General features: G+C 48.9%; 16 protein-coding genes and 2 pseudogenes. 12 read left to right on the top strand and 6 right to left on the bottom strand.

The features are described from left to right. Positions 1 to 92 (bottom strand): annotated as a pseudogene (locus FJT57_RS17010) (IS6 family transposase); the annotation flags it as partial. Between the two features lie 154 nt (positions 93 to 246). Here FJT57_RS17010 and FJT57_RS13325 point away from each other — a divergent pair. From FJT57_RS13325 to FJT57_RS13345, 5 genes are all read left to right on the top strand, one after another. Further along, complete coding sequence (locus FJT57_RS13325) at positions 247 to 1,734, top strand: ABC transporter substrate-binding protein (RefSeq protein ID WP_144906025.1); 1,488 nt, start codon at positions 247 to 249, stop codon at positions 1,732 to 1,734. Between the two features lie 62 nt (positions 1,735 to 1,796). Beyond that, positions 1,797 to 2,732 carry a carbohydrate ABC transporter permease gene (locus FJT57_RS13330; RefSeq protein WP_144906027.1) on the top strand — a complete coding sequence of 312 codons (936 nt, stop codon included), beginning with the start codon at positions 1,797 to 1,799 and terminating at the stop codon, positions 2,730 to 2,732. Beyond that, a complete protein-coding gene (locus FJT57_RS13335) occupies positions 2,733 to 3,569 on the top strand; it encodes a carbohydrate ABC transporter permease (protein WP_144906029.1) in 837 nt (278 codons plus the stop codon). Positions 3,570 to 3,672: 103 nt separating this feature from the next. Beyond that, a complete protein-coding gene (locus FJT57_RS13340) occupies positions 3,673 to 4,806 on the top strand; it encodes an ABC transporter ATP-binding protein (protein ID WP_144906031.1) in 1,134 nt (377 codons plus the stop codon). Positions 4,807 to 4,865: 59 nt separating this feature from the next. Continuing rightward, complete coding sequence (locus FJT57_RS13345; RefSeq protein ID WP_144906033.1) at positions 4,866 to 5,066, top strand: hypothetical protein; 201 nt, start codon at positions 4,866 to 4,868, stop codon at positions 5,064 to 5,066. 33 nt (positions 5,067 to 5,099) lie between these two features. On the opposite strand, the gene FJT57_RS13350 is transcribed toward FJT57_RS13345, so the two are convergent. Beyond that, positions 5,100 to 6,290 carry a CaiB/BaiF CoA transferase family protein gene (locus tag FJT57_RS13350; protein WP_144906035.1) on the bottom strand — a complete coding sequence of 397 codons (1,191 nt, stop codon included), beginning with the start codon at positions 6,288 to 6,290 and terminating at the stop codon, positions 5,100 to 5,102. Between the two features lie 108 nt (positions 6,291 to 6,398). Between FJT57_RS13350 and FJT57_RS13355 the strand changes: the two genes are divergently transcribed. The 4 genes from FJT57_RS13355 to FJT57_RS13370 all read left to right on the top strand — a co-directional run bounded on the left by FJT57_RS13355 (position 6,399) and on the right by FJT57_RS13370 (position 10,429). Beyond that, entirely contained in the window at positions 6,399 to 7,436 is a 1,038-nt protein-coding gene (locus FJT57_RS13355) for a glycoside hydrolase family 88 protein (protein ID WP_162524356.1), read from the top strand. Between the two features lie 318 nt (positions 7,437 to 7,754). Further along, positions 7,755 to 9,323, top strand: coding sequence for a class I adenylate-forming enzyme family protein (locus tag FJT57_RS13360; protein WP_162524357.1), 1,569 nt, complete (start codon positions 7,755 to 7,757; stop codon positions 9,321 to 9,323). Between the two features lie 130 nt (positions 9,324 to 9,453). Beyond that, on the top strand, positions 9,454 to 9,978 hold the full coding sequence (locus FJT57_RS13365) for an FAS1-like dehydratase domain-containing protein (RefSeq protein WP_144906041.1): 525 nt from the start codon (positions 9,454 to 9,456) through the stop codon (positions 9,976 to 9,978). Continuing rightward, positions 9,971 to 10,429, top strand: coding sequence for a MaoC family dehydratase (locus tag FJT57_RS13370; protein WP_162524358.1), 459 nt, complete (start codon positions 9,971 to 9,973; stop codon positions 10,427 to 10,429). The genes FJT57_RS13365 and FJT57_RS13370 overlap by 8 nt, the downstream gene beginning before the upstream one ends. 63 nt (positions 10,430 to 10,492) lie before the next feature. Here FJT57_RS13370 and FJT57_RS13375 read toward each other — a convergent pair. After that, positions 10,493 to 11,338 (bottom strand): annotated as a pseudogene (locus tag FJT57_RS13375) (IS5 family transposase). 63 nt (positions 11,339 to 11,401) lie between these two features. Beyond that, positions 11,402 to 12,154, bottom strand: coding sequence for an enoyl-CoA hydratase/isomerase family protein (locus FJT57_RS13380; RefSeq protein ID WP_144906045.1), 753 nt, complete (start codon positions 12,152 to 12,154; stop codon positions 11,402 to 11,404). Between the two features lie 146 nt (positions 12,155 to 12,300). Between FJT57_RS13380 and FJT57_RS13385 the strand changes: the two genes are divergently transcribed. The 3 genes from FJT57_RS13385 (at position 12,301) to FJT57_RS13395 (ending at position 16,631) form a co-directional block, all read left to right on the top strand. Further along, positions 12,301 to 13,479 (top strand): MFS transporter, encoded by a 1,179-nt coding sequence (locus FJT57_RS13385; protein WP_162524359.1) that lies wholly within the window; start codon positions 12,301 to 12,303, stop codon positions 13,477 to 13,479. Positions 13,480 to 14,077: 598 nt separating this feature from the next. Continuing rightward, positions 14,078 to 15,745 (top strand): aldehyde ferredoxin oxidoreductase family protein, encoded by a 1,668-nt coding sequence (locus FJT57_RS13390; RefSeq protein ID WP_144906049.1) that lies wholly within the window; start codon positions 14,078 to 14,080, stop codon positions 15,743 to 15,745. Between the two features lie 523 nt (positions 15,746 to 16,268). After that, entirely contained in the window at positions 16,269 to 16,631 is a 363-nt protein-coding gene (locus tag FJT57_RS13395; RefSeq protein WP_144906051.1) for a hypothetical protein, read from the top strand. 30 nt (positions 16,632 to 16,661) lie between these two features. On the opposite strand, the gene FJT57_RS13400 is transcribed toward FJT57_RS13395, so the two are convergent. Both FJT57_RS13400 and FJT57_RS13405 read right to left on the bottom strand, forming a co-directional pair. Continuing rightward, positions 16,662 to 17,483, bottom strand: coding sequence for an IS5 family transposase (locus FJT57_RS13400; RefSeq protein ID WP_144906053.1), 822 nt, complete (start codon positions 17,481 to 17,483; stop codon positions 16,662 to 16,664). Between the two features lie 771 nt (positions 17,484 to 18,254). After that, complete coding sequence (locus FJT57_RS13405; protein ID WP_144906055.1) at positions 18,255 to 19,025, bottom strand: IclR family transcriptional regulator; 771 nt, start codon at positions 19,023 to 19,025, stop codon at positions 18,255 to 18,257. Positions 19,026 to 19,322 lie beyond the last annotated feature (297 nt).

Here is a 19,322-nt window from a genome sequence, read left to right on the forward strand (position 1 = left end):
GGCTTCATCGCATACGCGCGTGTCCGCTGTCACTCCACAAAATGCAAATTAATCCAGTCCATACATCCGATGAGGCGGGCGATTTCTGGCAATTAGCACCAAAAATCATCCCACCTTTCTCTTCATCCTTAACTAAACACGACTATTGAGCAGACCAAAAACTATAAGAAGTGGCAATAGTAACGGTTTGTCGTGTTGGACTGCCAAAATCTGGCATACCCACTTTGACCAACCAGACCAACGAATATGAAAGAATCCAATCAAACCAGCGACGTAGATAGAGTATCGTCAAGCTCCGGTAGAAGAAAATTCTTGAAGTTTGCCGGGGCAGCCGGACTGGCAACCTCCCTTGCAGGGTGTGGTGGGAGTGATACAAACACCACGACTACCACAGATGGCAGTAACGGTGGTGGTAGTGGTGGTCAGGACACTACAACCTCAGATAACCCGGATGATATCAGTGGTGTTAACTTTGAATATTGGGACGTCCATCATTCCCAATCAGAGGCCGCGCGTCAATCAGTTCAAGGACTAGTTGAAGAATTTGAGTCGGGAACTGGGGCGAACCTTCGGGTCAATTACGATTCAGTAGGTAACTCCGCTGGATCCAAATGGATAAACGCCTTCCAACGTGGTGACTACCCGAATATTATCACTGGATTCTCCCATATTGACGGTAAGTATATGGATGGGGGCTGGATCAAACCCTTCTCGGAGTACAAAGACAATTTCAGCCAGGAAACGCTCGATGGTATCGAGTGGATTCTTCCTGTAATCGAACATGCATCCCGGATGTATGACGAGGGCATTATGGGGATCCCCTTCGGATTCGAACCAAAGAACCCATTCATCGCCAGAATTGACCACTTTGAGGAAGCCGGACTAGACCCCGAAGAGGACTTCCCACCTAAGAACTATGAACATTTGATCGAAGTTGCGACCACCCTGCAAGAGGATGGGCCTGGGGAGTATGGATTCCAGATCTGGGGTACTGCGTCCGATTGGCTAGAAGTATCCAATCCGATGGCTATTGCGCTTGGCGGAACAGATGGCGCATTCTTAAATGAAGCCGCGGATGATACGAATATTGACAACGATACCTGGGTACAGAACATCAAAAACTGGTCCGAAATATACACCAAACACGGCCTGAGTTCGGGTGGGACGGTAAATGCGAACGATGAGACTGCGGTTGCTCTAATGCGCCAAGGGGAATTAAGTATGACACAAGTCGCCCCAGCAAATCATCCCTCGTTTATGGAACAGGCGAGAGATATGATGATGGATGGAACACTTCAATGGGGTCCGATGTATAACGAACCATCCGGTCAGCGGGGAACTTTCCTTCTTGCAACCATGGCGATCACCCGGAAGCCAGAACAAACTAGCCAGGAAGAATGGGCGCCCAAAGAACGGGCAGCAGTTCAGTTCGTCGAGAAACTCCTTTCAAAAGATTTCCAGCGGAGCCTGCAGCAGAATTACGGGTACCTTCCTGTCCGTGACGATGTCTGGGACGACGCTTCTGATCAAGTCGAGGGAGAGGACAGCCACCACTTCTCGGAGTCGCTGTTCACTATGGCAGAAGAGATAGACGTGGCGTGGAGCTTCCATCCGAAACAGCGCCCGGCAATGGTGTCCCCCACTCCACATATGCAGAAGGTGCTACAGGGAGATCTCACTCCTGAGCAAGCTTGCAAAGACGCAGCCGAGGAATTCCGCAACACTATTCTCTAACCTTCTCCATTTGTCTGTATGGTGAGAAAGACTAACAAACAAATAGACAATGAATACCTTTTATGAGTACTGACACATCACAAGGTCTAGTTGAACACGAGTGGGTTCAGAGGGGACGAGATGGACTAAGCGAACACTGGCTTGCATACTTACTGGTCCTTCCCACTATGCTCGCGTTACTGTTAATCCTATGGCTACCATTCACCCGGGGTATCTGGATGAGTCTGCATGAGTGGCCAGTAGTCGGTGAACGCACGTTTATTGGCTTCGATAATTACGAATTCTTACTCGGGTGGGATACATTCTACATATCAATAAAGGCAACAATCATCTATGGGCTTTCAACAGTGTTACAATTAGTAATTGCCCTGGTTGCAGCGCTTTTGATTGTCAACCAGAAATGGTTTAAAAATTTTACTAGTAGCCTATTTCTCCTGCCATATACACTGCCGCCAGTGGTCTCTGGAACGGTATGGCTCTACCTGCTTGATCCAAACTTTGGCCCGATCTTGACTGCATTGACTGATTACGGCCTCCTAGAAAATGGTCTATTCTGGAGATCTAGTGGCGACTTGGCCATCACCGTAATTACCTTAGTTGGTGCATGGACATTTTGGCCCTTTATGTTCATAATTATCCTCGCTACCTTACAAAGTATTCCGGAAGAGCACTACGAAGCAGCAAAAATCTATGGTGCAAATCGAGTCCAGCGATTCCTCAAGGTAACACTACCACAACTCAAGAGCGCCATCATCGTTGCGGTTACCCTGCGAACCATATGGAACCTTTCGAAGGTTGCTCAACCACTTCAGATGACTGGTGGTGGCCCAGGGTATGATACATCTGTCTTGGGGATTCTCCTATACCGCTTCGCTTCGGATAACGGCCGTATGGGATTATCCTTTGCAGTTGGAATCTTCCTCCTACTGTTAACGTCCGTCTTCATCGTAGTGTTCATTCGAGAAAACCGCCGGAGCCAACAAACGGAGTTGAAATAAATGACACACAACACAGTAAAAGCAAGCGATTACGCGTTCACTCTACTACGGTACCTCACGCTATTCGGCCTGTTAGGGACCATATTGATCCCCCTCGCGTTTGTAATATCGGTTTCCTTCAGGCCTCCAGAAGAGTTCTTTACATCTGGAGTTTATCTGATACCCAAGAACCCCTCGCTCGAAGCATGGGAACAAGCCCTTCGGTTCCTTGTCGAACCGCTCAAGAATAGCCTGTTGATTGCATCGGGCACAACTATCGTTTCGATGCTCATTGCGGTACCTGGAGCGTACGTATTCGGGAGAAAGGAGTTTCCCGGAAAAGACATAATCTATTACGCCTTATTCGTCTCCTTGCTGTTTCCACACATCCTCCTAATTGCCCCTATCACAGACATCTGGTTTGAAATTAAGCTATACAATACTGTGATTGGGATGTGGCTCGCCTTGCAGGTCTTTGTGATCCCGTTTATGATCTATATTCTCCGCGATTACTTCGAGAAACTTCCCCAAAATCTCGAAGAAGCTGCTCAAATTTATGGGTGTACTGAATTCACTGCCTTCGTCAGAGTCGTCCTCCCCATAGCAATGCCCGCAGTTGTAGCAGTTGCATTCCTCGCATTTTTGATTGGTTGGAATGAATTCCTATTTGCGAATATGCTTACCTCCGGCCAAGGGCCCCGCCCAGCTATTGTTGAACTTTTCTTGCTCACACAAGGCACTTCTGGGAATGTCTACTGGGGCCGCCTTATGGCGATCACTCTCGTCCTCGGGACACCACCAACCGTCTTGTACTTGTTCGCCCGTAGCTACCTCGGCCAAGCATTCAATATCACATAATCCCCGATCACGGTTTGTCCGCAACGATTACTGTTCGGTGAATTTTGGCCCATCGGTCGATCAAGGAAAACTATTATGCGGCTGGTCTACTTGTCTATGGTATATGCCACCTAAGGCCGCGCAGGAAACAGACAAGCAGTCGAAATCGAGCCCCTCTACCCATGTCCTGATTGAAGATATGCGAAAGACATTCGATGACGGGAGTATCGTAGCTTGCCAGGACATCAACCTATCGATCAATGAGGATGAATTCGTTGTGTTCGTGGGCCCATCTGGGTGCGGAAAAACAACGACGTTGCGATGTATCGCGGGCTTGGAAATCCCTGACTCGGGTCATGTTGAGATTCAAGGACGGGAGGTAACTCATCTCAAACCGAAAGACCGGGATGTCGCATTTGTATTCCAGGATATTACTCTCTTTCCCCATATGACTGTGAGGCAAAACATCCAATTTGGATTGGATATGAAAACGTCGCTCAGTGGTAGTGAGAAAGAAGAAAAAGTACGTGAGGTAGCTCAGATGCTTGGGATCGAAGAACTCCTTGACCGGCAACCGTCCGCCCTCTCGGGTGGCCAACAGCAGCGCGTGAGTCTTGGGAGGGCGATGGTTATGGATCCGTCGGCGTTTCTGCTGGATGAACCGTTCTCTGCGCTTGATGCTAACCTCAGGGACCGTATGCGGATTGAGGTGAAGAAATTACAGCAAAAGCTAAATAAATCTATGATTTTTGTCACGCATGACCAAGAAGAAGCGATGACTTTGGGTGACAAGATTGTGGTGATGAATGATGGGAGGATTCAACAGATTGGTTCGCCATATGAGATATACAACGAGCCTGCAAATCACTTTGTCGCTCAATTTATTGGATCTCCCTCCACCAATCTGATGCCGTGTACCCTTGAGGCGGGCCGTGATGGTATATCCATCAGTAGTGGGTTCTTCGAGTTGGAGCTTCCCCCCGATCTTGCTGACCAGATTAATGGGTACGAAGGGCGTGTAGACCTAGGTGTGCGCCCTGAGCACTTGGAACTCGGCGAGGACGGTATTTTCGAGGCAGACATACAGGTTGTTGAGCCGCACGGGTCACGTGATGCAGTGTACCTTACAGCTGGAGACCGTGAACTGGTTGCGGTGGTTGATGCAGGTGTGATTCCCCAGGACAGAGATACAATTCAAGTCGATATGGATATCGATAAAATCTGGTTATTCAAGGAATCCGGAGAGCGACTACTCTAACATTCCCCGACTAAAACATACAGAACAATGATTAAGACGATCACTGATTGATAATGTCTATGGCTACAATGACAAAAGTGAGGCAGAAGTTCACCCGAACAGTTGGCATTCTTATCTTCGGAATTGTCATATTATCGATTCTATTTGCATTAGCATATGACCTGGGTTACAACCCTGCAGCAGCCTTTTATGCAACAATTGCGATTATTCTAATAGGTATCTTAGCTCGGATGGTGACTGGATTCAGGATCCGCGGATAGAGAACATTACCGAATACGTTTTTATCGGTGCGGCTACTCGGGAGTAACAATCACTCCTTCATCTACTAACTCCACGATTTTATCCGATGAATAACCCAACTCTGTGAGGATCTGCTTAGAATGTTCTCCAAGCAGTGGGGGTGCCGAATCGACCTCACCCGGTGTTTTCGACAAGTCAACAGGTACCCCCGGTGTTTTATACTCGCCTACTTCTGGATGCTCCACTTCAACTATCATATCATTATGTTCAACTTGTGGATGAGTAGCAGCTTCACGCAGGGTGTTTACTTCCCCGACCCAAACATCTTTTTCGCGTAACTTGTTGACAATTTCTTGGGAAGGTTCCTTCCTGGTCTGTTTCTCAATAATACGCTTAATTTCATCGCGCTTATCATACGCTTCTTTCTCTGTTTGGTACTCCGACAGGTCAACGTCAAGCACTTCATCTAAGACGTTGAGCGGTGTATGAGAAATCGCTACATAGCCGTCAGATGTTTCATAAATGCCGTACGGGGCGGGCGCGCTGACGTTAGCGATGCCTTCCTCGCTTCGCTCGTATTCATTGTCCTGGTTTAGATATACTGAGTATGTCTGATTCATACCGTCGATCATCGAGTTCAACAAGTTACCTTCAACCCTTTGACCCTCACCGGTACGCTCGCGGTGGAACAATGCGATGACGGTATGAAGTGCAAGGAGATTTGCCGAGTGCTGATCTGGTACATAGGTCCCCGCAGGTGTTGGAGGGTCGTCACGTTCTCCTGTCTGTGTCGTTAGACCGGCCATCGCCTGGATGAGTAAGTCTTGTCCCGGCCTATCAGCGTACGGTCCGTCACCACCGAACCCAGTTCCGGATACATAGACGATATTTGGATTTATCTCTTGGACCTCCTCATACGAGAGCCCTAATTTAGCCATTGTCCCCGAGCGGAAATTCTCCATTAGTACATCTGCGTCTTCAATGATCTCAACCGCGATCTGATAGCCTTCCTCTGTTTTGAGATCTAACGCCAAACTACGTTTGTTTCGATTGAGGGCAAGGAACTTGATACTCTCGTCCTTATACATTTCACCACACGCGGGTGTAGAGCGTAGATACTCTCCCTGTGGGGGCTCGATTTTGATTACATCTGCCCCAAAGTCGGCAAGCTTCTGCGAGGCAAAACCCCCTTGCATTAACTGGGTGAAATCTGCGATAGTTACACCTTCTAGTGCTTTTGGCATACGGGCGCCTCTTCTCGCCCACCCATCATAAAATAACGGGAACAACCTTCACGCAAGCGCGCCCCCGAGCAAAGATATTTGGTGGTGATAGACATGCACTCTGATAGGATGTCTAAATCACTCGAAGACGTCGTTCAGAATGTCGCTGACTACACAATCCAACGGGATATGGAAAGCGAACGGTGGGAAAAGTCTGTTGCGATAAGTGGTTTGATGGCAACGGACTACCACACTGACGTTTCTCGGCAATTAGTTGATCGGGCAATTGATACCCAGACGAGCGATGGGCAATTCGCATATGGTTGGGGCGATTCTCCAGGAGAATGGGCACGCCGGGCAGACTACGATGTAGAGGAGTACAATCCGACCACCAATGCAGCGGTTTTAGCAACTAATGCCTTGGATTTTTATGAAATGTCTGGGGATGAACGATACCTAGATGCTGTATCTCGTCAGTATGATTATTTCGAAACCGTGGACCGTACCTCAGATGGCGGTATTTCACGCCGTGATGAATGGGTTGAATTGTTCACAGAACCTCTCTACTTCCTCTGTCCGTTCTTTGTCCGATTTGGACTCATCACGGACTCATCGGTGCCAATCGATGAAGCTGTAAAACAAGTTGATGTACATACAAAACATCTGAGAGACGATCACGCGGGCCTATTCCGCCACATCTGGCGAGAGACCCCGAACACCTACCCCGGAGGGCCCTTCTGGTCGAGGGGCAATGGTTGGGCGACGATGGGTTTGATGGAAACGATTCGGGCATTGCCCCAAGACCATCGAGCAAGGGAGCGTATAGTTCATATCCTCGAAGAGACGATGGACGCAATAATTGATTTACAAGATGACAGCGGGTTCTGGCACTTGATTCTTGATGATTCCCGTACTTCTCTTGAATCATCTGGGACCCTTATGTTCGTATATACTCTAAAGAAAGGGTTGCAGGAAGGGTTCCTTGAGGGAACACGGTATGAGGAAGCTGCTTCTCGCGCGATGGATGTCTGTACTGATGTGGTAAATGAAGAGGGGGCAGTTCGTAGAGTTTCGAAACCCCCCGCGAGCGCAAACAGCCCTCTTGGGACCACTTCGTATGGTCAAGGAAGTTTTCTCCTCGCAGCAAGTTGCTTCTTAAACGACTGACAGCATCTAACTCCCTAAAATATTACCAACTGAGGTAAGGTCGTGTTTAGTTAATACTGTGAGTAACCATTTTGCGTAGCATCTGATTCGTGAGGTTTCGAGCAGTTTCACCGTCAGCTTTCCGTTCGTAGTTTGACGCTGACTAAGTTACTAACTGTTACCGAAAACTCAGACTGCCTGAGAATTATCGGCCGTACAAGCTCCCTAAGTGGAATATTACTCTGACGCTTAACTAAACACGACCTGAGGTAAAGACACAAGCTATTTGATTGGACCAAGACAATGCTACTGTCAATGCCTCCTTTACCACCGGATTCGATGAACTATGCTACGCTCTATGATGATCCTGCTCAACTAAATCTAGGGGGTCCAGCAATCATCGATAATACTACAGATGCCATTCTAAATTATAAAGAACTCACCGAACGGATTGCTGCTGCTGGCAATGCTTTAGCCGATATTGGGGTCAAGAAGGGCGATCGAGTAGCCATATTCGGCTCCAACCGCGTGGATTTCATCTCCACTGTGTTCGGAGGCATCCGGATTGGCGCTGTTCCCGTTCCTGTCAATATTGAACTTCCATCTCAGACACTGAAATTTGTAATTGAAGACTGTGGTGCAACTCACCTGATAACTTTTGGCGACTCACCTGTAATTCAAGATGCCCTAGAAATCTCGGAGAACGCAAAGAACATCGAGAAAGTAGCAGTTTCTGGAGAGTCTATAAGTGAATTTTCAACTGATATAGTTACTACCTCTTTCTCAGAAGCCATAGATAAAGCCCAGACAACCCTCTCGCCAGAGCCTATGGAACCGGATGATCCCGCCCTACAATCGTATACTAGTGGATCAACAGGAAACCCGAAGGGGATCGTTTTATCTCACTATGGATTGGCGTGGAACACAGAAATGATAAAGAAGGTCCACTTTTTTTCCGATCAAGATCGTGCTTTAGTGGCTGGTCCGTTATACCACAAAAACGCGATGATAGGGGCGATTAAACCATTCCTAGCTGCGGGAGGGAGCATTGTATTGATGCGGTCATTCGATGCTAAACGTATGATACAGGCTATTGAGGAATACGAAGTTACCTATCTTCGGGGTGTACCCGCAATGTTCAAGTTACTATTAGATGAAACCGAAGCCCTCCAATCCCATGACGTATCAACCATCGATTGGGCAATTTCTGGTGGGGCAAACTTACCAATATCCCTCGCTGAGGAATTTAGGGATACGTTCGATGCCCCCCTTGGCGAAGCCTATGGGCTAACCGAAGGCGGACCAGTAATAACTCTTCCTTGCCGGTGGGGCCCCCGCGTGGTTGGGAGTTCGGGTCATTCACTCCCCGGAGTGGTAACGAAGATAATTAATCCTGAAACTGGGAAAGAAGTTGAAGCGGGGACTGTCGGTGAACTAATTGTTTCTAGCCCAGGAATAGGAGAGTACCACAACCGACCAGAAGCCACAGCGGAAGCCATTGAAACTCGAGAGGGGGATGTGTACCTGCACACGAAGGATTTGGCTCGAAAGGACGAGCAAGGGTTTCATTATATCGTTGGTCGATTAGATGACCTGATAATTGTCGGCGGTGAGAATGTCTATCCTGCGGAGGTTGAGAATCTACTTCAAACTCATTCTGCTGTAACCGACGCAGCTGTCATCGGGGTTTCACATAAAGTAAAAGGAGAAGCGCCGGTAGCGTTCGTCGTGACTGACGAAGAAATTTCGGAAGATGCGATTCGTCAGTATTGTATCGATCATGGCCCAGCATATGCACATCCTCGCCGGGTTTTCTTCCGTTCGGATCTACCACTCGTTGGTACTGGTAAAGTAGATAAAGGGAGTCTGAGCGCAGAAGCTGATCAATGGATATCTGGGAGTCTTTAGATTGGCTGACATCAAACACTATGTGGTATACTTGCACCTGAACGTACAATCGGTTCTACAGTGGTATCGCTGTCCAAACAGTATAAGTGGTTGTGCCACTCTGAATAGAGTACTGTCGGTGTGAGACAAAATGCCAGAACGCCCTATTGGAGAACTGAAAGAACAGGTAGGCAAATCAAAAAAGACTGTGGTGGATTTCAATATTGAAGCTGGAAAGGTTGAGGAATTCGCACGAGCCATCAAAGATGACAATCTAGTCTTCCGATCTGAGCAGGCGGCGAGGGAACAAGGTTATGAAAAAATACCCGTCCCCTTAACCTATCTTCGAGTCGCGTCATTCCCTCGTTACAGGCCGGAGGGGATGAAGGTCGGATTCGAGGGCAGGCATGCTTTTAATCTTGGCTTTGATCCGTCCCGCAGTGTCCACGGTGAACAAGAATACCGTTTTGAACGCCCGATCTACGTTGGAGATACCTTGACTGGTATCACTACTTTTAAAGATATATCCCAAAAGGAGGGATCGCGTGGTGGAACTATGACCTTTGCAACGTTTGAGACGGCGTTCCAAGATGAATCGGGCGATCATGTAGCAACTGAGAGAACCACCTTGATTGAGACTGCCGATGGAATCGAGGAGGGCAATCAAAATGACTGATACCTATAAATATTTCCCGACAGTTGATGATGTCGAAGTTGGAGATAAAGGTCCTCAAGTAACCGTAGAGAATGTCGACCGGATGGACTTTGCTCGTTACGCAGGCGCTAGCGGAGACTTCAGCCGGAACCACCTTGATGAAAATTTTGTTACAGAAGAACGGGGTGATCCAGCCGTTTACGCTCAAGGAATGCTTGTAATGGGATTTGCATCACACATGGTGACGGATTGGTTTTCACTCCATAGAATACGGCGCTTCAAGGCTCGATTTATTGATCGTGTCTGGCCAGGGGATACCATAACCGTGAGTGGGGAGATCGTGGATATCTCTGAGGACGGCGGACGGAATTATGCGGATGTGGACGTCTTTGCACAAAATCAGAATGAGTCTACAGTGTTGGTTTGTGAGGTAACCGTAGCCCTCCCTTCGGGAGAGCAGACGGAACAATAAGCACTTATTGGCCGCTCGGGTAACGAAATTTGGCTCTAGTGAATCGCCAGACGGCGCTTGATTTCACGTTTTCACTGCTCGCTTGATGTTGTGAACGACACATTTTACGACGAGTTCACGAAATTTGCGGTACCACTTTCGCGCACGCACGGCAACGCCGTGCGTGCGCTTGATCGACGAGAAGATGGTCTCACACATCGATCTCTGGCGGTATCGAGGCCCATCGACCCGCGCGTTATGCGCGTGGTCAATGGGCCGGCAGATGTGATGCTTAATCAGCGGTCGCACGTCCTCTTCACGCAGTTTCTCGCGTAAATTCGAGCCGTAGCCTTTGTCAGCATCGAGGCAGGTCAGGTAGCCTGCGTTGCGGAAGGCGACCTGCCAGCCAAGCTTTGTGTCGTGTGTTTTCTCGGTCGTACAGTGAACGTCAAGGATGGCTTGACTTTGTGTGTCAACGAGAGCAGTCGATTTGAGTGTTTGAACGCGTAATTTATCCGGCGGCAGTAGTGTTTGCTGGCGTTTTCGCGGTCGAAGAACGTGGCGCCGATGTCAGTGTGACCCGAGGAATCGTGCAGCTGCGCCTGTCGGCGCAGTAGTACTCGCCAGACTTTCATCTCGAACCGATCAAACGCCTTTACCAGCGTCGAGTGGTCTGGGAAATCGACCTCAAAGAGCCGATCTCCCCGAGAATATGCGACATCTCACTCAGCAGATCGAGTGCATTGCGGTCCGATTCATCAAGGTAAACCCGCAGACAGTGCAGCGAGACGAGGGTGTAGTCGGCAAAGCCGCCACTCCCTTCGGGAGCGGCGACTGTGCCTCGGTCACCAACAGCATTTTAACTAACGTGACCGCTTTGCTCGTAAAGCGGGAGATTCGACATAGATCTTCGCCGATTTCCGCTTTCATCTTCCAAGTTCTAACGGTTGAAACCAACGCCGTTTAGTGATCTACCAGAGCCCGAAATTTGGTTTATTTATATTCGGGGTCTCGATCAGTCACAACGGAGTCCGCTCCCTCGTGCCGCTCTTGGGAAAGGTGTCGGAATGCGAATCCACCGATTAGTGCATCACGTTCGTTCGTCTCTTGCCGCTTTGGCGTGGCGACCCTCTTAGCATACTTAATTGAACGGCGGGGGGAATCCACAACCTGGTTTATAAATTCTTCTACAGTCTGTCTTAATCTATCTTGATCGACGACCCGGTTTACAATTCCCCATTCATATGCTGTCTCGGCATCGAATGGTTCGGCTAGTAAGATTGCTTCCATTCCTTGTTTTCTACCCCCAAGCTGTGGGATACGACGGCAAGCAAAAGGTGGCCACCCACCAATATCTGTTTCGGGGAGACAAAACGTGGCATCTTTTACAGCAACTGCTAAGTCAGCAGCAACGACGATTTCGAGGCCTGCACCATATGCATATCCGTTGACTGCAGCAATTACTGGAACTTGATTTCCTTCAATATGTTCAATTAAGACATCTGCAAAGAGTCCCCCAAACTCTTCAATATCGTCGGCATTTTCAAGATTCTGGCTAATTGATTGGTCATCGCCTGACGAGAAGTAGTTATCTACTCCGGTTAATACAATAACTCGCGCGCGATTTTCCGCTTCAATCAGTGCAGATTTCAATTCATACCAACCTTCAACATCAATTGCATTTGCTTTCGACGGGCGGTCTATGGTAATCCACGCAGCATCGCCCTTGTAGTCTATTTCTATCATCTCTCAAAGCCCGTTTAATGCCGACCCCAATAAGTTTGTTGAGCCAAAAAAACTGCTGTACGGTCCTCTCCAAACGGAAAACCTTTTCTTTTAGAGATTTGATTGTTCCTTCAACACCTAGCGTGCATACTTATTTTAGCATTTTTATGACGGTGAAAATTGAATATCGATATGTTGTTTTGATTACTGCAGTCCTGGCTCAATTTAGTCAGATAGGCTCACGACTCATTATTAGTCCGTTAGTACCAGATATAATATCTACGTTTGAAATTTCGAAGGGTAGTATTGGGTTGGTCCTAACTGTAATGTGGGCAACTTACGCCGTTATGCAGTTTCCAAGCGGACTCCTCGGGGATCGTTTCGGTCAGCGTTCTGTAATTATAGCGGCCATAGGTCTTTCTGCCCTTGGGAGCTTCCTTCTTGCAATGTCTCCCTCATTCGCAATTTTTGGTATTTTCGCCGTCTCACTCGGGGCTGGCACGGGTTTGTTTTATCCAGTTGCGGCATCCTATTTATCAAAACATTTTGACAACACCGGGGTTGCTCTTGGTGCTTTAACAGCGGGTGGTGCAGCGGCCGGCCTAATCATACCAGCTGTTGCAGCTTGGGTCAGTTCTATATACGGGTGGCGAATCGCCTTGGCTTTAGCTGGTATCATCGCGGTCCTGGTTCTCTTCGTCATAGTGGTTTCACTCCAGTCGACGACACCAATTCGTCCAAACCAAAATTTTAGAAAAGAAATCAACCTTTCAGTTATCACTGAATTCCTCTCCCGTTCCAGTATTGCCTTTACAACGATAATTGCTATCCTATTCGGATTCGTATTCCAAGCATTTATCTCATTTTTCCCGACGTTTTTAATAGAATTTCACTCTATGACCGCTAATTCGGCAGCCATCTCATTTGGTGTAATTTTTCTTCTCTCAACTGCAAGCCAGCCGGTGATGGGGAATTTGTCTGATTCCTACTCTCGGGACCTCCTCCTTGTAGTCAGCGCCATATTATCCAGTATTGGATTTAGCATACTGCTTACTTCCAATCATCAGATTACACTAATTGTTGCCATAGTACTGCTCGGGATTGGTATAAGTTGGCCGGGGATTGTTCAAGCGAGATATTTTGATATTATCCCCAAATCAAAGCAAGGAACCGAATTTGGGCTGGCTCGAAGTATCTACATCTTCCTCGGTGCTCTCGGAAGTGTTGTTACAGGATGGACTGCAGATATATTTGGTTGGGGTATTGCTTATGGCTTGGTTGTTCTCCTCCTCATCCTCGCGATCTGTGCTATTGCCTCAAACAAAATATTCAAATTGCAATTATAATCTTTTTATCTAATTCTCGGACCTACACCAGCAATATTCAGATAAGATCGAAAAGTGAGGCCGGTCGTAGTCGTTTGGTATCTATCCGAGAACTGGACCGTCTCTCTGAGTGTAACGGTTTCCCGGAGTGAGGGCTTGTGGAGCGAGAGGCGACACCCGAGTCAGCAGTGAGATTGAGTATCCTGCTCCATTTGGCGGGCTTATCGCTGTGGTACGCTTTCTCTGCCCTCATGAGCTCGGGTATTGAAGTCGATCAACCGTTCACAACTGCTTCAGAAGACCAATATAGGGCCCACAATAGGTTATAATCCAAATCCAAATTATGTTGCGGTTGATGAGATGGGGGGTCGAGTGAATGACCAGTGCTACTGGCTGTTTGTTGCAGTCGACCCAGTATGGCACTCACGGGAATCAGAACGCCGTCAGACGGTCTTCAAAAACTCAAACGGCAAACTGAGTCGTTTGCCACCCCTTTAGACACGCTGAACCGAAAACCACCAACACGTAGCTCCAAGCATTCGCCATCTGATTCAATCAGCTAATCTGAACAATATCACGTTGTAGAACTTTTATTACTACGGAAGTCATCGTTTGGTTAATGCTGCATAGCACTGGACCACTGCTATCTGTGGATCTCACAGCGCGGGATACACATACAGAAGAGATTGACGACGTTCTCGAATCGTACATCGGCGGGAGGGGCGTGGGGACGAAGCTCGCCCACGACCGCATCCCATTCGACGCCGATCCCCTCGGCGTCGAGAACCGTCTCCTGTTTGCCACGGGGCCAATGCAAGCGTCGCAGATGAGCTTCACGGGACGGATGAACGCCACCGCGGTTTCACCGCTGACCGACGGGCTACTCTCGTCGAACGCAGGCGGATTTATGTCGCGACATTTCGCGGACACAGGCTACAGCGCCATCGAGTTCGCCGGCGAAAGCGATGAACTCCTCATCGTCCACGTGAGCGACGAGAGTGTCGAGTTCGATCCAGTGCCTGATCTGGTGGGTGCCACTGTTCCCGAGACGTGCACGCACATCCGTGAGGCGCACGGCCTCGACGCGGATCACGTCGCGTGCATCGGGCCGGCCGGCGAACATAAGGTTCGGTTCGCCTCGATTATGACGACCGAAGAACGGGCCTTCGGTCGCGGTGGCCTCGGTGCCGTCCTCGGCACGAAAAACGTCAAAGCGGTCACCTTCGACGGCGACTCACCGCCCGAAATAGAGATCCCAGCCGGACAGATGGAGATTCACCGCGAGGCCGCGACCGACGACCACGTGATGAAACAGCAGGGGACGGTCGCAGTAATGGACCTCGCGAACGAGGTAAACGGCCTGCCGTCGTATTACTTCTCCGAACAGTCGTTCGAGGGGGTAGAAGGGATCAACGGTACTGCGGTGGCCGAAAAGAAGTACAAGAAAGGAAGCTGTTCGGCGTGTGCGTTTGCGTGTAAGCTCCCGACCAGAGACGAAGAACGCGGCATCGAAACCGAGGGACCTGAGTTCGAGGTGGCGATGGCGTTCGGCTCGAATGCGGGCGTCGACGACATCGTGGACGTAATGAAATCGAACAAACTGTGCGACAAGTACGGCCTCGACGCCATCTCCGCCGGCAATGTAGTCGCCTCGTACCTCGCGGCCGAAGACGAGTTCGGTAACCGAGAACTCATCTGGGATCTCGTCGAGAAGATCGCCCACCGCGACGGCGTTGGCGACACCCTCGCAGAGGGGATCGACCGGACCCACGAGGAGTTCGGCGTCGAAAACTGGACGGTCAAGGGGATGGACTTCGCCGCCCACGAAGGACGCGTCCTCCACGGACAGGCACTCTCCTATGCAGTAGCGAACCGCGGCGCAGACCATATGTACGCGACATTTTACTCGGTCGAGTATCCGCTCGTCCCCAGCGACCAAGCGATGGAACCCAGGGGGTTTGAGGGGAAGGCCGAGCGCCTTGTCGAGCGGGAGAACCTGATGGCACTCAACGACAGCGGGGTCGTCTGTAAGTTCTCGCGCGACTATATGTTACCAGAGCGCTACGAGATGTTGTTCGGCGCAGACTTCGAAGAACTGCTGGCGGTGGGCGATCGGACCGTGACTCTGGAACGACACTTCAACAACCAGCGTGGCTTCGACGACGGCGACGATTGCCTCCCCTACGCAGACGACTTGCCTGGCTTCAAAGATGCGCTCGAGGAGTACTATGAGGTCCGGAACTGGAACACCGATGGGACTGTGCCGAGCACCGCGCTTCCCGCGTAGCGGCAAGGTCGGACAGAGAGAGCCAGCTAATCGAGGAAACCCCTAATCAGTTCGTTGCATTCACCTCGCTTCTCGACAGAGTAGATGTAATTCATCGGAATTTACTCCCTTCGCAGCGAACGACAGGTGCTTTCACGGGTTTAGTAACCAGTCGTCGTACTGTGTGCAGTTCTATCCGGAGTACGATAAGGAAATGGCGCGAGAATTCATCGAAGGAAGAATATCTCCGAAGATAGGTTACGGCAGGCTATAGAGCGTAAACTAAGAGAATTATAAAGCTGCTCAAAAAGTAAAACGCCTGTTCGACAGCTTCATCGAGATCGTTCACGAGAGCGATAAAAAATCGTGGTGGGTAGTATTGAACTGTGTATCTATCTCATTCAAATAAATAATTCAAGATGGCTCTGTTGAAATCCTATTAGTCCGATACCTTTCCGCTGAAACAGCCGTTAGGTAGGACTACATATCTACCACGGGACCGTTCTCCAGAAAGACTACAATACGGGTACATCGATAATTGGGTATGTCTCCACCCTATCCTCTCGTCCCCGGCGTGGATACCCTTGTCCCGCCGATAGCGCTGGGTATTGGAGTGCTTGCAGGAGTTTTGGTGTATAGACACTCCATCCGCCATCAGATACAGGCTCCGCTTCTGTGGAGTGGATTCGTGGGTGTCACTTTCTTCCTTGCCCCGATTATCCTCACGCCGTTCCTCATCCCGATTTACTACTCGCTGTTCATCCCATCCGACCCTGGCCTTCTCGTTAGACCACTCCACGCACTTGCGACAGTTCTCGGTGGAGGAACACTTGCCGCGATGGGGGCTGTTCTTGTCTATTTCGTACAGGTGGCGATTGCTCGCCGTCAAAGTACTGGCACCCCGTAACCCGAAAAGTCCCACCTCTCTATTGAACGTTCAGAGTGCCTTTTCGATGTTGTGAGTGAGACAGCCGACAACGAGTTCACAGAATTGCTTCCACCAGCGTCGTGAGCGGATGAATGCGCCATATTTCCGTTTCAGGCGAGAGTTCACCGTCTCGTTCTGACTACGTTGCCCGTAGAGGTCGGCGTCTAGCCGAGTATTCCACGCTTTGTGGAGCGACGAAAATTCTCGGTGCTTGATCAGGGGACGAATGCCATCTTCACGGGCTAACGCGCGAAGCTTCTGGTCGTCGTATCCCTTGTCGTCGAGGAGAATCGCTACTTTACCGGTATTCCGCTTGATGAGCGACAGCGCGATCTTCGAGTCGTGTTTTCTGGTCGTCGTCACGTGGAGATCGAGGATGGCATTCGCTCTCGTGTCCACGAGAAGTGTGACTTTCAACTGCTGAATCGTCAACTTCGTTCGCTTCGTGTAGTGTTTCGAGGCGTGAATCCGGTCAAATCCGTAGGCATCGATCCCGACGACACCGTTAGTCGGGAGGAGTGTGACCGAGAGGTTGAGCAGGACGCGCCAAACGGCCATATCAAGCCTGTCGAACGCTTTGCACAGCGTTGACGGCGCAGGGATTTCGGTGAGGTTAATCGCTTTCCGAATGCGGGGCATCTCGATGAGTTCGTCGAGGAGAGTCCGATAGGTTGTGTCCTTCCGCACTTTGAGACACAAGAGAACGATGTGCTGATGAAGTGTGTACCGTCGTTTCGAGAACTTCGAAGAGTAGCGAGCGACAGCTCGACGAGCCAAGTGAAATGCCTGCTCAACAAACCGGAGTAACCGCGACTTTGGGAGGGCTTGCATCCGGTCAAACTACCGAGCGAACCTGTAACTCCCTGAGGATTTCAACAGAGCCGATTGAGATTAAATATCTTCTGGACTTAGCAACATCATTACCCTTCCGTGTGCCAAAAATATATTAGTAGTGATAAAAATAGATAAGTAAATATTATATTATAGTTTAATTCTAGAGCCAGTAGATATATTTATATGTGTTAGAAGGCTTTAATGATTGAATAATGGATTTACATTCTCTATTCGGAATTTTTATATAAAATTCGTTTTATAATCACTCTATAATTATTTTGATTCACTGGAGCTATTCTATAAAATGGATATCCCACACCGCAACTTCGTGAAGATTTAGAAATGGTTCCATACGTGACTTTAATTTGAACTTCCGGGAATGAGCTGAACTATCTTATAGTCGTACTTAAATAACGGGGCAATTGTAACTTCCGAACAACTAGCTGTATCCGCTCATTTCTCTGTGGTGTATGACGGCGGTATCGACAACTGTTGGACATTCCTCCTGATGTCACGGTTCTCACCTGTAAGGCTGCTACCAATAGGACCTTGCTTCTGCGAACAATTCTGGCCGCTGTAGACAGACTCGTTGAATCCTTCGCGAATCACACGGACTTCCTCGTGCTGGCGCTCTTGTATGAGGATGCTCCGGCGCTCAACGACGACTTCACCGGAGTGATGCTGTTACTATTTAAAATTGAGACTAGGATCCTCCCTACTTATGCGTTACAAGGTTAACTTTGTAATATAATTGGTTGGGAATGTAAGCTACGAGTAGCCAAGATTCAGTTCAAGCTCGTTAGCAATTCCAAGCAACCGATCTGGAAGCTCGTTGTCGAACCACTCACCTTTCATCCGATGGGAGGGGCCAGCCACGCTGATAGCACCAAGCACCTCATTATTAGGGCCAGGAATATGGACACCAACTGCGTTGAGTCCCGATACGCTCTCTTGTTCGTTTAGGCTATATCCACGCTCTCGAATCGATGATAATATCTCAAAGAGCTCGTCGCGATCAGTCACAGTTTGATCAGTAACCGCAGGAAGGCCGTATCGATCAACGATCTCGTTGACCCGATACTTGGGCAGCTGTGCTAGAATCGCTTTCCCGGCAGCTGCAGTATGTAGATACGTATTATCTCCAATCCGGGGACCTGCACGGATTGCTTGTGGTCCCGTAGATCGGTAGACGTAAACGGCCTTTCCGTGCTCTTCAACGAGGAATTGTACCCGCTCGCCGGTCTCTTCAGCGAGAGCAGTTACTTTTTCTTTGATTTCTGCATACCCCGTTTTGCGATTTCTCGCGTACCTAGCAAAATCCACAAAACGAAGGCTTGGGTAGTATTGGTTCCCTTCCTTGACGACGTACTTTCGGTGTTCGAGCGTGGTGACATACCGATGAGCGGTGCTTTTGGCCATCTGAAACTGGTCCGTGAGTTCATCAAGGTTGGCTCCGTTCTGCTCTTTCAGATATTCTAAAATGTCGAATGCCTTTTCAACTGTTTTCGCCCTTTGATCTGTTGTATCGCTTTCTTTCATACTATACAGACCATATACTCCATTTGTATTTATACTTTCGATTATTTAGAATCTACCTCCGTAGCAAACGCACTTTGATATAACTAATTCTAATAAACAGAATAGAGATATTTCGACGAACAATAAGCTTGGATACCGGTGTTTCAATCATTCATAAAAGCACTATATTCTGATTATTAGAATTTCAGCCCAGTTTTGTTTCCGCGAATAGTGCTCCTGCTAGCAAAACCATTGCGTCTATCGAATGATCTCGAATTCTCTGTTGCCCCTATTGCTGAACGTGTATTCACATAGTTT

This window comes from Halobellus captivus, assembly GCF_007655485.1.
GTDB lineage: Archaea > Halobacteriota > Halobacteria > Halobacteriales > Haloferacaceae > Haloquadratum > Haloquadratum captivum.

Bases quoted from the DNA above. Each gene is read 5' to 3' on its own strand.
- FJT57_RS13325 (WP_144906025.1), top strand. From the start codon at position 247: ATGAAAGAATCCAATCAAACCAGCGACGTAGATAGAGTATCGTCAAGC.
- FJT57_RS13330 (WP_144906027.1), top strand. From the start codon at position 1,797: ATGAGTACTGACACATCACAAGGTCTAGTTGAACACGAGTGGGTTCAG.
- FJT57_RS13335 (WP_144906029.1), top strand. From the start codon at position 2,733: ATGACACACAACACAGTAAAAGCAAGCGATTACGCGTTCACTCTACTA.
- FJT57_RS13340 (WP_144906031.1), top strand. From the start codon at position 3,673: ATGCCACCTAAGGCCGCGCAGGAAACAGACAAGCAGTCGAAATCGAGC.
- FJT57_RS13345 (WP_144906033.1), top strand. From the start codon at position 4,866: ATGGCTACAATGACAAAAGTGAGGCAGAAGTTCACCCGAACAGTTGGC.
- FJT57_RS13350 (WP_144906035.1), bottom strand. From the start codon at position 6,290: ATGCCAAAAGCACTAGAAGGTGTAACTATCGCAGATTTCACCCAGTTA.
- FJT57_RS13355 (WP_162524356.1), top strand. From the start codon at position 6,399: ATGTCTAAATCACTCGAAGACGTCGTTCAGAATGTCGCTGACTACACA.
- FJT57_RS13360 (WP_162524357.1), top strand. From the start codon at position 7,755: ATGAACTATGCTACGCTCTATGATGATCCTGCTCAACTAAATCTAGGG.
- FJT57_RS13365 (WP_144906041.1), top strand. From the start codon at position 9,454: ATGCCAGAACGCCCTATTGGAGAACTGAAAGAACAGGTAGGCAAATCA.
- FJT57_RS13370 (WP_162524358.1), top strand. From the start codon at position 9,971: ATGACTGATACCTATAAATATTTCCCGACAGTTGATGATGTCGAAGTT.
- FJT57_RS13380 (WP_144906045.1), bottom strand. From the start codon at position 12,154: ATGATAGAAATAGACTACAAGGGCGATGCTGCGTGGATTACCATAGAC.
- FJT57_RS13385 (WP_162524359.1), top strand. From the start codon at position 12,301: ATGACGGTGAAAATTGAATATCGATATGTTGTTTTGATTACTGCAGTC.
- FJT57_RS13390 (WP_144906049.1), top strand. From the start codon at position 14,078: ATGCTGCATAGCACTGGACCACTGCTATCTGTGGATCTCACAGCGCGG.
- FJT57_RS13395 (WP_144906051.1), top strand. From the start codon at position 16,269: ATGTCTCCACCCTATCCTCTCGTCCCCGGCGTGGATACCCTTGTCCCG.
- FJT57_RS13400 (WP_144906053.1), bottom strand. From the start codon at position 17,483: ATGCAAGCCCTCCCAAAGTCGCGGTTACTCCGGTTTGTTGAGCAGGCA.
- FJT57_RS13405 (WP_144906055.1), bottom strand. From the start codon at position 19,025: ATGAAAGAAAGCGATACAACAGATCAAAGGGCGAAAACAGTTGAAAAG.